Below are 14,145 nucleotides of genomic sequence, written 5' to 3' on the forward strand. Positions count from 1 at the left end.
CATGATGACAACGCTCAGACCCCTGCCGCTGCTGGCCGTGACCGTCCTGCTGTCCGCCTGCTTCGCCGGTCCCGAACAGCGCTTTGCGGTGCCGACGGCCCCGGCCGGGGATCACGTCGCCGTTGCGTTCGGGTCAGTCGTCGTGCGGGACCTGTCGCTGCCCGACTATGCCTCATCGCAAGAGATCTTCACCCGTGACGCGGGTGGTGCGTTGACCAGCAACCCCAAGCTTCTCTGGGCGGATGAGCCGGTGCGCGCGATGACGCTGGAACTGTCCAGCTACCTCAGCCGGATCACCGGCGCCCGCGTGGCGGCAGAGCCATGGCCCTTTACCACCGGCCCGGATGCCGCCATCGAGGTGCGGGTGGCCGACATGGTCGCCGATGCGGGCGGCGCGCTGCGCCTGTCGGGGCAGTATTTCGTTGCGACCGAGGGCGGGCGAAACCGGGGGCGTCTGTTCGACCTGACCGTTCCCATCGGGGGCGCGGGAACCGCCGCCGACATTGCCGCCGCGCGGGGCCTGATCGTGCGCGACCTTGCCCGCACCATCGCGACCGAGGCGCTGCGCTGACGCCGCGCCGGTCAATATCCCTTTGAGGTCGCGGGCCGGACCTATCATAGTCGCGCCACGCAATCGGGATCAGGAAGGGCAATGGCGCGTCGGCCGACCATGAAGGATGTCGCCCGCGAGGCGGGGTTAAGCGTCGCGACGGTGGATCGCGCGCTGAACGGCCGGTCGACCGTGCGGGAAGAGACGCTGCGCAAGATCGCCCGCGCCGCCGACAAGGTCGGCTATCACGCGCGCGGCTTGCTTGAGTTCCGCATGGTCCAGCAGGTTCCCGAACTGCGGCTGGGCTTCCTTCTCATCAAGAAGAAGCATGAATTCTACCAGACCTTCGCGCGTGAGATCGAGGCAGCGGCGGCAGCCCGCAGCGATGTCCGCATCCGACCGCTGATCCGCTATGTCACCTCGCAATCGCCCGAGGAATTCGCCGCCGCGATGGCGCAGTTTCGCGGCCGGGTCGATGCCGTCGCCGCCGTGGCGATCAATCACCAGAAGCTGAACCAGGTGGTGCGCGACCTGACCGGCGCGAATATCCCCGTCTTTTCGCTTCTCAACGATTTCGGGCAGGGTATCCGGCAAAGCTACCTTGGCCTCAACAACATGAAGATCGGGCGGCTGGCCGCCTGGATGATGACGCGGACGGTGGCGCAGCCCGGCAAGCTGGCGATCTTTGTCGGCGGTAACCGCTGGCACGGGCATGATCTGCGCGAGGTCGGGTTCCGGTCCTTCGTGCGCGAGACGGCCCCGGCCTTCACGGTGCTTGAGGCGCTGGTGAACCTTGAGACGGTCGAGGTGACCTATGAGGCGACGCTGGACCTTCTGAACCGCCATGCCGATCTGCGCGGCATCTATGTGGCGGGCGGCGGGATGGAGGGTGCGATCCGCGCGCTGCGCGAGGCGCGCCCGCCCGGCAAGGTCGCCCTGATCGTCAACGAACTGACCGGCGAAAGCCGCGCCGCGCTGCTGGATGGCTATGCCGTCATGGTCATCTCCACCCCCTTGCGGGAGCTGTGCCGCGACCTGCTGGGATTCATGATCGCGGCGGCCGGGAAGCCCGATAGCGGGCCGGGATCGCAGCATTTCCTTGAACCCCGCGTGATGCTTGCCGAAATGTTGTGAGTGACGTTTTTTCGTCATTCAGGCGCATGTGTTTTCGTCATTAATGACGAAAAGAGCGGGCCGACTCGTTGACGGAATCGTCCCTCCATCCGCAGTATCCCGCCCGACATGCAGGCCAGCCGGCTACCGGCCGCGTCAGGGGGGAACGACATGAAATTCGCGCTGAACCAGATGACCGCGCCGGGGCTGGGTTATGCGGCGTTCCTTGACCTCGCGCAGGCGCTTGGTGTCACGGGCATCGAGGTGCGCAACGATCTGGGCCGCCCGATCTTCGACGGCATCGCCGCCGCCGATGCAGGCGCCATGGCGCGCGATCGCGGGCTGCGGATACTGGGCGTCAGCCAGGTCTACCCGTTCAACAGCTGGTCCGACGCCATCGCCGATGAAGTCCGCGCCCTTGTCGCCATCGCCGCCGCCGCCGGGGGGGAAACGATCAGCCTGATCCCGCGCAACGACGGCACCGCCACCGCCAATGGCGAACGTCAGGCCAACCTGCGCGTCGCGCTGAAAGGCGCGCGGGGGATGCTTGAGGATGCGGGCATGGTCGCGCTGGTCGAACCGCTGGGCTTCGCCCGGTCCTCGCTGCGCAGCAAGGCCGAACTGGTCGAGACCATCGGCGTGCTTGACGCCAACGGCGTCTACAGGATCGTCCACGACACCTTCCACCACACCCTTGCAGGTGGCGGGCCGCTTTATCCGGGCCAGACCGGCATCGTCCATATCTCTGCCGTGACGGACCCCGGCCTGACCATCGGCCAGATGGAGGACGAACACCGCGTGCTGGTCGATGAAAGCGACCGGCTGGGAAATATCGAACAGATCCGGGCGCTTTTGGCGGCGGGCTATGACGGGGCATTTTCCTATGAATGCTTCTCGCCCGCGGTCCATGCGCTGCCCGATCCGCTGACGGCCATTCGCGCCTCATTCGCGTTTATCTCCGCGCAGGTAAAGGCCCTTGCGGCCTAGTGCGGGACTGCCCGGATCTCCGGGGCTTTCCGGCAGAGAAAACACGGTGCGCCGGACACCGACACCCTCGGGAGGAGGAACCCAGATGACGAAGAAGATGCTGCTTGCAGCCTCGCTGACCGCAACCCTGATGGGAACGGTCGCATCCGCCGAAAATATCGGCGTGTCGATGGCGCTGTTCGACGACAATTTCCTGACCGTGCTGCGCAACGGGATGATCGAGCAGGCCGACGCCATGGACGGCGTCGATATCCAGGTGGAGGACGCGCAGAACGACGTGGCCAAGCAGCTGGACCAGATCAACAACTTCATCGCCAGCGGCGTCGATGCGATCATCGTCAACCCGGTCGATACCTCGGCCACGCAGGCGATGTCGGATGCCGCGGCGGCGGCGGGCGTTCCCCTTGTCTATGTCAACCGCGAACCGATCAACGTCGACACGCTGCCCGACAATCAGGCCTTCGTCGCGTCCGATGAACGCGAATCCGGCACGCTTGAAACCAAGGAGGTCTGCCGCCTTCTGTCCGAGGCGGGCAAGACCGAGGCCAACATCTATGTCATGATGGGTGAGCTGTCCAACCAGGCCGCCGTGCAGCGGACCGCCGATATCCATGACGTGATGGCGTCGGGCGAATGCGGCGTGACGCTGAACATCCTGCAAGAGCAGACCGCCAACTGGTCGCGCGACGAGGCGCAGGACCTGATGACCAACTGGCTGTCCACCGGGGAGCCGTTCGATGCCGTGATCTCCAACAATGACGAGATGGCCATCGGCGCGATCCAGGCGATGAAGGCGGCCGGGATGAGCATGGCCGACGTGATCGTCGGCGGGGTCGATGCGACGCAGGACGCGCTGGCCGCGATGCAGGCGGGCGATCTGGACGCGACGGTGTTTCAGGATGCCGCCGGTCAGGGCGCGGGCGCGCTTGACGCGGCGCTGAAGCTGTCGAAGGGCGAGGCGGTGGACACCAAGGTCTACATCCCGTTCCAGCTGGTCACCCCGGCCAATATCGACCAGTTCCTGTCGAAGAACTGAGCCGAAACCACAGCAAGGGGGGGAGGCGGCCACCCGGCCGCCCCCAATCCCGCCGCCGGAACAGGAGGAGAGACCCATGTCGGAGACGACGCATGGCGTCGGAGGGCTGACCTTCGATGCCTCCAAACGCGCCCGCCCGCCGGAACTGGGCGTTCTGATCGCGCTGATCTTGATGATCGTCGTGTTCGAGGTCCTGGGCCGGCTTCTGATCCATGACAGCTTTCTCTTCAACACCCGCGACAACGTGGACACGCTGTTCAACGAACCGCGCCTGAAGATCATCATTCTTCAGGTCGCCATCGTCGGCATCATCGCGCTGGGGGTGACGCAGGTCATCATCAGCGGCGGCATCGACCTGAGTTCCGGTTCCGTCGTCGGCGCCACGGCCATGATCGCGATGAGCTTCGCGCAGGTCGCGACGGTGAACGGCAACCCGAACCCCAAGGCGATGTTCCCCGAACTTGGCCTTGTCGATCTGCCGGTCATCGTGCCGATTGTTGTCGGCCTGATCTGCGGCATCGTCGCGGGCGTCATCAACGGGCTTCTGATCGCCTATACCCGCATCCCGCCCTTCATCGCCACGCTTGGCATGATGGTGACGGCGCGGGGCCTGGCGAAGTGGTGGTCCAAGGGGCAGCCGATTTCCTTCCCGACCGACAGCTATGCCGCCATCGGCAAGGGCATGATGCCGGTCGCGATCTTCGTCGCGCTGGCGATCCTGTTTCACTTCGTGATGAAATACACCGTCTACGGCAAGCACACCTATGCCATCGGCTCGAACGAGGACGCGGCGCGGATGTCGGGGATCAAGGTCGCGCGGCACAAGGTGCTGATCTATGCCATCGCCGGGATGCTCGCCTCGATCGCGGCCATCGTGCTGAGTTCCAAGAACCTGACCGCGCAGGCCGGCATGGGCCAGATGTATGAGCTTGACGCCATCGCCATGGCGGTGATCGGCGGCGTGTCGCTGCAAGGCGGGCGCGGGTCGATGCTTGGCACCGTGCTGGGCGCGCTGATCTTCGGCGTCATCATCTCTGGCTTCACCTTTCTCAGGCTCGACGCCTATTACCAGGAGATGGTGAAGGGCGCGATCATCGTCGGCGCGGTCGTGCTTGACCAATGGCGCCAGAGCCGCAACGCGGCCCGGATGTAGGGGAGGGGACCATGGCAAGCGATAGTCAGACGAAGGCGACGGACCGGACCGCCCCGCAGGCGGGCGCGCAGACCGGCGAGGTGATCCTGCGGACCGAGGGGCTGACCAAGCATTACGGCGGCGTTCACGCGCTGGTCGATTGCAACTTCGAGATCCGCAAGGGCGAGCATGTCGCCATCATGGGCGATAACGGCGCGGGCAAGTCCACCTTCGTGCGCCAGATCACGGCGGTGGAGCAGCGCACATCCGGCAAGGTCTGGTTCGACGGGCGCTATGTCGATTTCGACGGCCCGCTTGCGGCGCGCGAGGCCGGGATCGAGACGGTTTACCAGACCCTTGCGCTCGCCGATCATCTCGACGTTCCCGACAACCTGTTTCTGGGGCGCGAGAAGGTGAAGGTCAGGCTCGGCCCCTTCTCCATCCTCGATTACAAGGCGATGCGCGAGGCGACGATGCGCGGGCTTGAACGGACCGGGGTCAAGATCCCCAACATCCGCAACACGATCGAGAACATGTCGGGCGGTCAGCGGCAATGCGTGGCCATCGCGCGCACCGCGACCTTTCATTCCAAGCTGACGATCATGGATGAGCCCACGGCGGCGCTTGGCGTCCAGGAAACCGCGCAGGTGGAAAACATCATCCGCACGCTGAAAGAGGCGGGCGAACCCCTGATCCTCATCAGCCACAACATGCGGCAGGTGATGGATCTTTGCGACCGGATCGTCGTCTGGCGGCGCGGCCGCATCTGCGCCAACCTGCGCAAGGAAGAGACCGACGGTCAGGACGTCGTCGCCTATATCACCGGCGCCAAGACGCAGCCCGAATACGAGGCGGCGGGATGACCGACGCACCCCATCGCGACACCGCCGCGCTGGTGATCGGCGGCACCCAGGGGCTTGGCCTTACCATCGCGGCGCGGCTGGTGGCCGAGGGTTGCACCCGGCTGGTCCTTGCCGGGCGCGACGCCGAAAAGGGGCAGGCGGCGGCGCGGCGGCTGGGGGCGGCGTTCATGGCCGTCGATCTGGCCGATGCGCGGGCGGTCATTGATCTGGTCGACCGTGCCGCCGGGGCCATGGGGCGGGTCGATGCGCTGGTGAACGCGGGCGCGCTGACCGATCGCGGCTCGATCCTCGACACCACGCCGGACCTTTGGGACCGGGTCATGGCCGCGAATGCGCGCGGACCGTTCTTCGCGCTACAGCGCCTTGCCCAACGCGCGGTCGAAGGCGGGCATCCGGCGGCGGCGGTCAATATCCTGTCGATGGTGGTCCATTGCGGGCAGTCCTTCCTGGCGCCCTACGCGGCCTCGAAGGCGGCGCTGGCGAATGTGACGAAGAACGCGGCGAACGCGCTGGCCGGGCATCGTATCCGGGTCAACGGGATCAATTGCGGCTGGATGGACACGCCGGGCGAGGATGCCGTCCAGCGGCGGTTTCACGGTGCGGGTGACGGCTGGCTGGCCGAGGCAGAGGCACGCCAGCCCTTCGGGATGCTGGTCAAGCCTGACCACGTCGCGGGCCTTGCGGCCTATATGCTGGGGCCACGGTCAGGCGTGATGACCGGGGCCATCGTCGATTTCGATCAGAACGTTTCCGGGGCCTACCCGGAGTAACCCCAGACAAGGGCGCGCAAGGCGCCGGGAAAGGAAGATGATGTCAGTTCGCTTTGGCATTCTTGGCGCGGGCCGTATCGGCAAGGTTCACGCCCGCGCGGTGGCCGCGACCACGGGGGCAGCGCTTGTCGCGGTCTCTGACCCGATGGAGGCGGCCGCGAAGGAGGTGGCGCGCGACTATGGCTGCGCCATCCGCTCCATCGACGAAATTGCCGCCGCCGGTGACATCGACGCCGTGGTGATCTGCACGCCGACCGACACCCATGCCGACCTGATCGAGAAATTCGTGCGCGCCGGCAAGCATGTGTTCTGCGAGAAGCCCGTCGATCTGGATGTCGCGCGGGTCAAGGCGGCGCTGGCCACCGTCAAGGCCGAGGGCGGCACCCTGATGGTTGGCTTCAACCGCCGCTTCGACCCGGATTTCATGGCGCTGAAATCCGCCATCGACGCGGGCCGGGTGGGCGAGGTGGAGATGATCACCATCACCTCACGCGATCCGGGCGCGCCGCCTGCGGACTATATCAAGGTCTCGGGCGGGATCTTCCGCGACATGACGATCCATGATTTCGACGTCGCCCGCTGGCTTCTGGGGGAGGAGGTCGAAACCGTCTATGCCGCCGCGTCCGTCCTGACCGACCCGAAGATCGGTGAACTGGGCGATTATGACAGCGCCACCGTCGTGCTGCGCACCGCCAGCGGCAAGCAATGCACCATCTCCAACTCCCGCCGGGCGAGCTATGGCTACGATCAGCGGATCGAGGTTCTGGGGTCGAAGGGCCTTGTTTCAGCGCGCAACACGCATGAGGCGAATATTGAGCTTGCGGATGGTGCGGGGTTCTCCCGGCCACCGCTTCTGAACTTCTTCATGACCCGCTATACGGCCGCCTATGCGAATGAGATTGCGGCGTTTTGCAAGGCGGTGGCGGACTGCGCGCCGACGCCCACGACCGGCGAGGACGGGTTGAAGGCGCTGGAACTGGCCGAGGCGGCGCTGACCTCGGCGCGGACCGGGGCGGTGGTGAAGGTCGGCTAGGATGGAGATGCCCCGCACCCCTCTTGGCGTGGCGCTGATCGGCACCGGCTTCATGGGCAAGTGCCACGCGATGGCCTGGCGCAATGTCGCGACGGTCTTTGGCGGCGCGCATCCGCGGCTTGAGGTTCTGTGCGACACGCCCGCCGACAGGGCGCGCGCCTTTGCCGGGCAGTTCGGCTTCGCCCGCGCCAGCGACGACTGGCGCGCGACGGTGGCGGACCCGGCGGTCGATGTCGTGTCGATCACCGCGCCGAACGGGCTGCACCGGCCGATGGCCGAGGCGGCGTTGCGGGCGGGCAAGCATGTCTGGCTGGAAAAGCCGATGGCGCTGACGCTGGACGATGCCCGCGCCATGGCCGCGACCGCCGCCGCGCATCCGGGTCAGGTCACGATCCTTGGCTACAACTACCTGCGCAGCCCCGCCTTTCAGGCCGCCCGCGCGCTGGTCGAAGGCGGCGCCATCGGTCGGCCGCTGTCCTTCCGGGGGGTTTATGATGAGGATTATTCCGCCGATCCCGGCCTGCCGTGGAGCTGGCGCATGACCCATGCCGAAGGCGGGCTGGGGGCGCTGGGGGATCTGGGCTGCCACCTTGTCAGCCAGATGGTTGCGCTGATGGGGCCGGTGGCGGAGGTGACGGCGATGACCCAGATCGCCGTGGCCGAACGCCCCGCCCCCGACGGGCCGAAACGGGTGGAGAATGAGGACAGCGCCCTTGCGCTGATCCGCTTCACCTCGGGCGCGCAGGGCAGTTTTGCCACCTCCCGCGTGGCGCGGGGGCGCAAGTGTCGGCTGCAATGGGAGGTGCATGGCAGCGAAGGCACGCTGGTCTTCGATCAGGAGACCATGAACGAGTTGTGGGTTCATCGCGCAGGGGAGGCCGGGTTCACCCGCCACCTGACCGGCCCCGACCAGCCGGATTTCGCCGCCTTCTGCCCGGCGCCGGGGCATAACTTCGGCTTCAACGAACAGAAGGTGATCGAGGCGCGCGACCTTTGCCGCGCCATCGCCGGGGGGCGGGCGGCCGGGCCGGACCTTGCGGCGGGGTTGGAGATCGAGACAATCATTCACGCCATGGCGCGTTCGAACGGGGCGCCGGTGCGGATCGGGACGGACATATGACGGACAAGACGCTGGACATCATCACCATCGGCCGGGCAAGCGTCGATCTTTACGGCGCGCAGGTCGGCGGACGGCTGGAGGATATGGGCTCGTTCGAGAAATATATCGGCGGCTCGCCCACCAACATCGCCTGCGGCGCCGCGCGTCTGGGGCTGCGTGCCGGCCTCATCACCCGTGTCGGCGACGAACACATGGGCCGCTTCATCCTTGAGCAACTGGCGCGTGAGGGTGTCTCGACCGACGGCGTCGTCACAGACCCTGATCGCCTGACCGCGCTGGCGATCCTCGGCATCCGGGATGAGGATCAGTTCCCGCTGATCTTCTACCGGGAGAATTGCGCAGACATGGCGCTGGATGAGGGGGATATCGACGAAGGCTTCATCGCGTCGTCCCGCGCCGTGGTGGTGACCGGCACCCACCTGTCGCATCCGCGCACCGAGGCGGCGGTGCTGAAGGCGCTGGACTTGGCGCGCAAGCATGGGCTGCGCACCGCGCTTGATATCGACTACCGCCCGAACCTCTGGGGTGTGGCGGGGCATGGCGATGGCGAAAGCCGGTTCGTCGAAAGCGGGGCGGTGACGGCAAAGCTGCTGTCTACGTTGCATTACTTCGACCTGATCGTGGGGACGGAGGAGGAGTTTCACATCGCCGGAGGCTCCACCGACACGCTCGCCGCCCTTCGTGCCGTGCGGGAGGTGAGCGGCGCAACGCTGGTCTGCAAGAGGGGCGCCAAGGGGGCGGTGGCCATCGCGGGCGCGATCCCCGCCAGCCTTGATGACGGCCAGACCGGACCCGGCTTCCCGATCGAGGTCTTCAACGTCCTTGGCGCGGGGGACGGGTTCTTTGCCGGCCTCCTCAAGGGCTGGATGGCGGCCGACGACCCGTTCGCCGCCGACTGGCCGAGGGCGCTGACCTACGCCAATGCCTGCGGTGCCTTCGCCGTCAGCCGCCATGGCTGCACGCCGTCCTACCCGACCGAGGCCGAGCTGGACTTCTTCCTGCGCCGTGGCGTCCAGCGCCCGGACCTGAGGAACGATGCGGAGCTGGAACAGATCCACTGGGCGACGACGCGGCACACCCGCAACGGGGGCGACTGGTCGACGCTCAGGACCTTTGCCTTCGACCACCGCCTGCAACTGGAAGAGATGGAGGGTTACACCCCGGCGAAGGGCGGCGCGTTCAAGGAGTTGTGCCTTGATGCCGCGCTGGCCGTACAGCGGGGGCGCGTCGGTTACGGCATCCTTTGCGACAACCGGATCGGGCGGCGGGCGCTTCATCGCGCCTCTGGCACCGGGTTATGGATAGGGCGGCCCTGTGAACTTCCCGGCTCCCGCCCGGTCGCGACCGAGGCGGAGCTTGGCCCCGATTGCGGTGGCCTTGGCGAATGGGCGCGGGAGAATGTGGTCAAGTTCCTGGTCTTCTGCCACCCCGACGACAGCGAGGACATGCGCGCCGCGCAGGAAAGGGTCGTCAAACGCCTGTTCACCGCCGCCCGTCGCAACCGGCTTGAATTTCTGCTTGAGGTGATCCCCTCAAAGGTCGGGCCGGTCACCGCCGATACCACCGCCGCGCTGATCCGGCGCTTTTACCAGATCGGCGTCTATCCCGACTGGTGGAAGCTTGAGCCGATGGCCGATGCCGCCGGATGGGCCGCCGCCGTCGCCGCGATCGAGGAGAACGATCCCAATACGCGGGGCATCGTGGTCCTTGGCCTTGATGCGCCGGAGGACCGGCTGGCGGCAAGCTTCGCGGTCGCGGCCGGGTTCGATCTGGTCAGGGGCTTTGCCGTCGGGCGGACAATCTTTGGCGATGCGGCGCGGGCCTGGCTGAAGGGCGAGATGGCCAATGCCGACGCCGTGGCAGAGATGACCGGCCGGTTCGAGCGGCTGTGCGCCATCTGGGATAGCGCGCGCGCCGCGCATTCGGGAAGGAAAGGGTGACGGGGATGAACGGGACCATCCGGCTGACCGCCGCGCAGGCCATGGTGAAATGGCTGTCCGCGCAGATGACCGAGGAGGGGGAGCGTTTCGTCGATGGCATCTGGGCCATCTTCGGCCATGGCAATGTCGCCGGGCTGGGCGAGGCGCTGGAAAAGGCGGGCAACGGCTTTCCGACCTGGCGGGGGCAGAACGAACAGACCATGGCCCATACCGCCATCGCCTATGCCAAGGGCATGAAGCGGCGGCGCTGCATGGCGGTGACATCGTCCATCGGGCCGGGCGCGACCAATATGGTGACGGCGGCGGCGCTGGCGCATGTGAATCGCCTGCCGGTCCTGCTGATCCCCGGCGACGTCTTCGCCAACCGCCGCCCCGACCCGGTGCTGCAACAGGTCGAGGATTTTGAGGATGGGACGGTCAGCGCCAATGACTGCTTCCGCCCCGTCTCGCGCTATTTCGACCGGATCACCCGGCCAGAGCAGCTTTTGACTGCGTTGCCCCGCGCGATGGCGACCCTGACCGATCCGGCAAGCTGCGGCCCGGTGACGCTGTCCTTCTGTCAGGACGTGCAGGCCGAGGGGTACGACTATCCCGCCGCCTTCTTCGAACCGCGCGTCTGGTATATCCGCCGCCCGGAACCGGACCTGCGGGAGCTTGATGGCGTCGCCACCCTGATCGCGGCGGCCAAGGCCCCGGTCATCATCGCGGGCGGCGGCACGATCTATGCGGGCGCGGAACAGCTGCTGGCCGATTTCGCGACCCGCCACGGCATTCCGGTGGTAGAGACGCAAGCGGGGAAATCCGCGCTGGCGCAGGCCCATCCGATGAATTTCGGCGCCTGCGGCGTTGACGGGTCGGCGGCGGCGAACGCGCTTTGCGCGCAGGCGGATGTTGTCATTGGCGTCGGCACCCGGTTTCAGGATTTCACCACCGGATCGTGGTCGCTCTTCTCCCGTCCGGGGCGCACACTCATCTCCATCAATGTCGCGGCCTATGACGCGATGAAGCACGGGGCCGTCCCGCTGATGGCCGATGCCGGTGTGGCGCTGGAACGGTTGAGCGCGCGGCTTGGGGGCTACAAGGCCACGGCCCATGACCCCGCCGCGCGCAGCGCCTGGCTTGACGCCGTCACCGCCCATTGCGCGCCGCGCGGCGATGTCCCCGCCGGGTATCGCCCGATGGATTGCGAGGTGATCGGGGCGGTCCAGCGCGCGACCGGCGACGATGCCATCGCCATGTGCGCCGCCGGGACCATGCCCGGTGCGCTGAAACTTCTCTGGCAGCCCGGCCAGGGCGGCTATCACATGGAATACGGCTATAGCTGCATGGGGTATGAGATCGCCGGGGCGATGGGGCTAAAGCTTGCCCGGCCAGAGCGCGAGGTGATCTGTTTCGTCGGCGACGGGTCCTACATGATGGCCAATTCCGAACTCGCCACCGCCGTCATGCGGCGCATTCCCTTTACCGTCGTGCTGACCGACAACCGGGGCTTTGGCTGTATCAACCGCCTGCAACAGGGTTGCGGGGGCGAGGCGTTCAACAACCTCTACAAGGACTGCAACATCGCGGCAGAGCCCCAGATCGACTATGTCGCCCATGCCGCCGCGATGGGCGCCCATGCGGTCAAGGCCCGTGACATCGCCGATCTGGAAGACCAGATCGCCGCCGCGCGCGGGCGTAATATCCCGACGGTGATCGTGATCGAGACAGATCCGACCGAAGGCCCCAGCTTTGGCGAGGCGGGCCACTGGTGGGATGTCGCGGTGCCAGAGGTGGGCGCGACGGAGAAACTGAAACAGGCCTATGCGCGCTATCTGGACGGCGTGGCGCGGCAATCGCTGGTGAATTGAGGGCAGAATGATCCGTTTCGGAACCAATCCCATCGCCTGGGCCAATGACGACGACCAAAGCCTTGGCGCGCATATCCCCACCGACCAGATCCTCCGCGAGGCGGCGGCGATCGGCTTTGACGGGATCGAGAATGGCCACCGCTGGCCCGACGACCCCGAGGCCTTGCGCCAGCTTCTGGGGGGCCATGGCCTTGCCTTCATCTCGGGCTGGTATTCGCTGAACCTGCTGACACAGCCGGTCGCGGCGGAAAAGGCCGCGATCCAGCGCCACCTTGACAAGTTGAAGCATAACGGCTCAGCGGTCTGCATCGTGTGCGAAACTTCGAACTCCATCCAGGGGCGCGATGTGGCGCTGTCGCAAAGCCCGGTCCTGACGGCGGCGGCGATGCGCGACTTCGGCGCGAAGGTGGAGGAACTGGCGAATTTCACCGCCGCGCAGGGCATCACGCTGGTCTATCATCACCACATGGGAACCGTGGTCGAAACCCCGGAAGAAATCGACGCCTTCATGGCCGCGACCGGCCCGGCGATGAAGCTTCTGTTTGACGCGGGCCATTGCTATTTTGGCGGCCATGGCGCGGACCCGGCCCCTGTCTTGCGCAAATACGCGGGCCGCGTCGCGCATTTTCATGCCAAGAACGTCCGGCCCGAGGTGATGGCAAAGGTCCGCGACACCGGCATGTCCTTCATGGATGGGGTCCGCGCGGGCGTCTTCACCGTGCCGGGCGATCCCGAAGGCGGGGTGGACTTCGCGCCCTTGCTGCGCATCCTGAAGGACAGCGGCTATGGCGGCTGGATCGTGATCGAGGCGGAGCAGGACCCGGAAGTTCGCGATCCCGTTCACTACCAGTCGCTTGGCCTGAGGACGCTGAAGACGCTTGCCGCCGAGGCGGGGCTGGTCTGAGCCCCCCCGCGACACCGATGAAAAGGACAAGACCCATGAGCGGATTGCTGCATCGCCCCTTCGGCACCCATGGCAAGGTGCATGACATCACGCCCGCCACCGCCGGCTGGCGCTATGTCGGCTTTGCGCTTTATCGCCTCAGGGCCGGGGAAAGTGCCGCCGAGGCGACGGGGGATCGTGAGGCAATCCTTGTCATGGTGGAAGGCAAGGCCGCGATGCGGGCCGCCGGGCAGGACTGGGGCATGCTGGGCGACCGGATGAATGTCTTCGAAAAGACCCCGCCGCACTGCCTTTACGTCCCGAACGGCGCCGACTGGACCGCCACCGCCGAAACCGATTGCGTGATCGCCGTCTGTTCCGCCCCCGGTAAGGGCGGCCACGCCGCGCGGCGGATCGGGCCGGAGGGCATCACGCTGACCGAACGCGGGTGCGGCACCAACACGCGCCATATCAACAACATCGCGATGGAGGCCGAGGATTATGCCGACAGCCTTCTGGTGACCGAGGTCTTCACGCCTGCGGGCCACTGGTCAAGCTACCCGAGCCACCGCCATGATGAGGACGACTTCCCCCGCATCACCTATCTTGAGGAAACCTACTATCACCGTCTGAACCCCGCCTCAGGCTGGGCGGTGCAGCGCGTCTATACCGACGACGCCACGCTCGACGAAACCATGGCGGTCAAGGACGGTGATGTCGTCTGCGTCCCGCGCGGCCACCATCCCTGCGGCGCGCCCTACGGGTTCGAGATGTATTACCTCAACGTCATGGCCGGCCCCTTGCGCAAATGGCGCTTCGTCGCCGCGCCCGAGGTCGAATGGATCATGGAGCGCGACGCGAAATAGGG

General features: G+C 66.5%; 13 protein-coding genes. All 13 read left to right on the forward strand.

Features of this window, described 5'->3' with window-relative positions; translation table 11 throughout:
* Nucleotides 1–4 precede the first annotated feature (4 nt).
* The 13 genes from LX70_RS13730 to iolB all read left to right on the forward strand — a co-directional run bounded on the left by LX70_RS13730 (nt 5) and on the right by iolB (nt 14,143).
* Nucleotides 5–571, forward strand: coding sequence for a PqiC family protein (locus LX70_RS13730; RefSeq protein WP_105515550.1), 567 nt, complete (start codon nt 5–7; stop codon nt 569–571).
* Nucleotides 572–652: 81 nt separating this feature from the next.
* On the forward strand, nt 653–1,684 hold the full coding sequence (locus LX70_RS13735) for a LacI family DNA-binding transcriptional regulator (protein ID WP_105515363.1): 1,032 nt from the start codon (nt 653–655) through the stop codon (nt 1,682–1,684).
* 150 nt (nt 1,685–1,834) lie between these two features.
* Nucleotides 1,835–2,650 carry a TIM barrel protein gene (locus tag LX70_RS13740; RefSeq protein ID WP_105515551.1) on the forward strand — a complete coding sequence of 272 codons (816 nt, stop codon included), beginning with the start codon at nt 1,835–1,837 and terminating at the stop codon, nt 2,648–2,650.
* 85 nt (nt 2,651–2,735) lie between these two features.
* Entirely contained in the window at nt 2,736–3,686 is a 951-nt protein-coding gene (locus LX70_RS13745) for a sugar ABC transporter substrate-binding protein (protein WP_105515364.1), read from the forward strand.
* A 76-nt stretch (nt 3,687–3,762) separates the two neighbouring features.
* Entirely contained in the window at nt 3,763–4,839 is a 1,077-nt protein-coding gene (locus LX70_RS13750; RefSeq protein WP_105515365.1) for an ABC transporter permease, read from the forward strand.
* Nucleotides 4,840–4,850: 11 nt separating this feature from the next.
* The gene (locus LX70_RS13755) at nt 4,851–5,681 is read left to right on the forward strand and encodes an ATP-binding cassette domain-containing protein (protein WP_105515552.1); all 831 of its coding nucleotides are present in this window, start codon (nt 4,851–4,853) and stop codon (nt 5,679–5,681) included.
* Nucleotides 5,678–6,451, forward strand: coding sequence for an SDR family oxidoreductase (locus LX70_RS13760; RefSeq protein ID WP_105515366.1), 774 nt, complete (start codon nt 5,678–5,680; stop codon nt 6,449–6,451). Before LX70_RS13755 ends, LX70_RS13760 begins: the two co-directional genes overlap by 4 nt.
* Before the next feature lie 40 nt (nt 6,452–6,491).
* Nucleotides 6,492–7,484 (forward strand): inositol 2-dehydrogenase, encoded by a 993-nt coding sequence (gene iolG, locus LX70_RS13765; protein WP_105515553.1) that lies wholly within the window; start codon nt 6,492–6,494, stop codon nt 7,482–7,484.
* A 7-nt stretch (nt 7,485–7,491) separates the two neighbouring features.
* Complete coding sequence (locus LX70_RS13770; RefSeq protein ID WP_105515554.1) at nt 7,492–8,604, forward strand: Gfo/Idh/MocA family protein; 1,113 nt, start codon at nt 7,492–7,494, stop codon at nt 8,602–8,604.
* Complete coding sequence (locus tag LX70_RS13775) at nt 8,601–10,544, forward strand: bifunctional 5-dehydro-2-deoxygluconokinase/5-dehydro-2-deoxyphosphogluconate aldolase (RefSeq protein WP_105515367.1); 1,944 nt, start codon at nt 8,601–8,603, stop codon at nt 10,542–10,544. The genes LX70_RS13770 and LX70_RS13775 overlap by 4 nt, the downstream gene beginning before the upstream one ends.
* Before the next feature lie 5 nt (nt 10,545–10,549).
* Complete coding sequence (gene iolD, locus LX70_RS13780; RefSeq protein ID WP_105515368.1) at nt 10,550–12,394, forward strand: 3D-(3,5/4)-trihydroxycyclohexane-1,2-dione acylhydrolase (decyclizing); 1,845 nt, start codon at nt 10,550–10,552, stop codon at nt 12,392–12,394.
* A 7-nt stretch (nt 12,395–12,401) separates the two neighbouring features.
* Nucleotides 12,402–13,298 (forward strand): myo-inosose-2 dehydratase, encoded by an 897-nt coding sequence (gene iolE, locus LX70_RS13785; RefSeq protein ID WP_105515369.1) that lies wholly within the window; start codon nt 12,402–12,404, stop codon nt 13,296–13,298.
* A gap of 35 nt (nt 13,299–13,333) precedes the next feature.
* The gene (gene iolB / locus LX70_RS13790) at nt 13,334–14,143 is read left to right on the forward strand and encodes a 5-deoxy-glucuronate isomerase (RefSeq protein ID WP_105515370.1); all 810 of its coding nucleotides are present in this window, start codon (nt 13,334–13,336) and stop codon (nt 14,141–14,143) included.
* Nucleotides 14,144–14,145 lie beyond the last annotated feature (2 nt).

This window comes from Albidovulum denitrificans (assembly GCF_002973535.1).
In the GTDB taxonomy this organism is placed as follows: domain Bacteria; phylum Pseudomonadota; class Alphaproteobacteria; order Rhodobacterales; family Rhodobacteraceae; genus Albidovulum; species Albidovulum denitrificans.

Excerpts from the sequence above, each read along its gene's own strand:
- iolB (WP_105515370.1), top strand. The coding sequence starts at position 13,334 with ATGAGCGGATTGCTGCATCGCCCCTTCGGCACCCATGGCAAGGTGCAT.
- iolD (WP_105515368.1), top strand. The coding sequence starts at position 10,550 with ATGAACGGGACCATCCGGCTGACCGCCGCGCAGGCCATGGTGAAATGG.
- iolE (WP_105515369.1), top strand. The coding sequence starts at position 12,402 with ATGATCCGTTTCGGAACCAATCCCATCGCCTGGGCCAATGACGACGAC.
- LX70_RS13740 (WP_105515551.1), top strand. The coding sequence starts at position 1,835 with ATGAAATTCGCGCTGAACCAGATGACCGCGCCGGGGCTGGGTTATGCG.
- LX70_RS13760 (WP_105515366.1), top strand. The coding sequence starts at position 5,678 with ATGACCGACGCACCCCATCGCGACACCGCCGCGCTGGTGATCGGCGGC.
- iolG (WP_105515553.1), top strand. The coding sequence starts at position 6,492 with ATGTCAGTTCGCTTTGGCATTCTTGGCGCGGGCCGTATCGGCAAGGTT.
- LX70_RS13770 (WP_105515554.1), top strand. The coding sequence starts at position 7,492 with ATGCCCCGCACCCCTCTTGGCGTGGCGCTGATCGGCACCGGCTTCATG.
- LX70_RS13750 (WP_105515365.1), top strand. The coding sequence starts at position 3,763 with ATGTCGGAGACGACGCATGGCGTCGGAGGGCTGACCTTCGATGCCTCC.
- LX70_RS13745 (WP_105515364.1), top strand. The coding sequence starts at position 2,736 with ATGACGAAGAAGATGCTGCTTGCAGCCTCGCTGACCGCAACCCTGATG.
- LX70_RS13755 (WP_105515552.1), top strand. The coding sequence starts at position 4,851 with ATGGCAAGCGATAGTCAGACGAAGGCGACGGACCGGACCGCCCCGCAG.
- LX70_RS13735 (WP_105515363.1), top strand. The coding sequence starts at position 653 with ATGGCGCGTCGGCCGACCATGAAGGATGTCGCCCGCGAGGCGGGGTTA.
- LX70_RS13730 (WP_105515550.1), top strand. The coding sequence starts at position 5 with ATGACAACGCTCAGACCCCTGCCGCTGCTGGCCGTGACCGTCCTGCTG.
- LX70_RS13775 (WP_105515367.1), top strand. The coding sequence starts at position 8,601 with ATGACGGACAAGACGCTGGACATCATCACCATCGGCCGGGCAAGCGTC.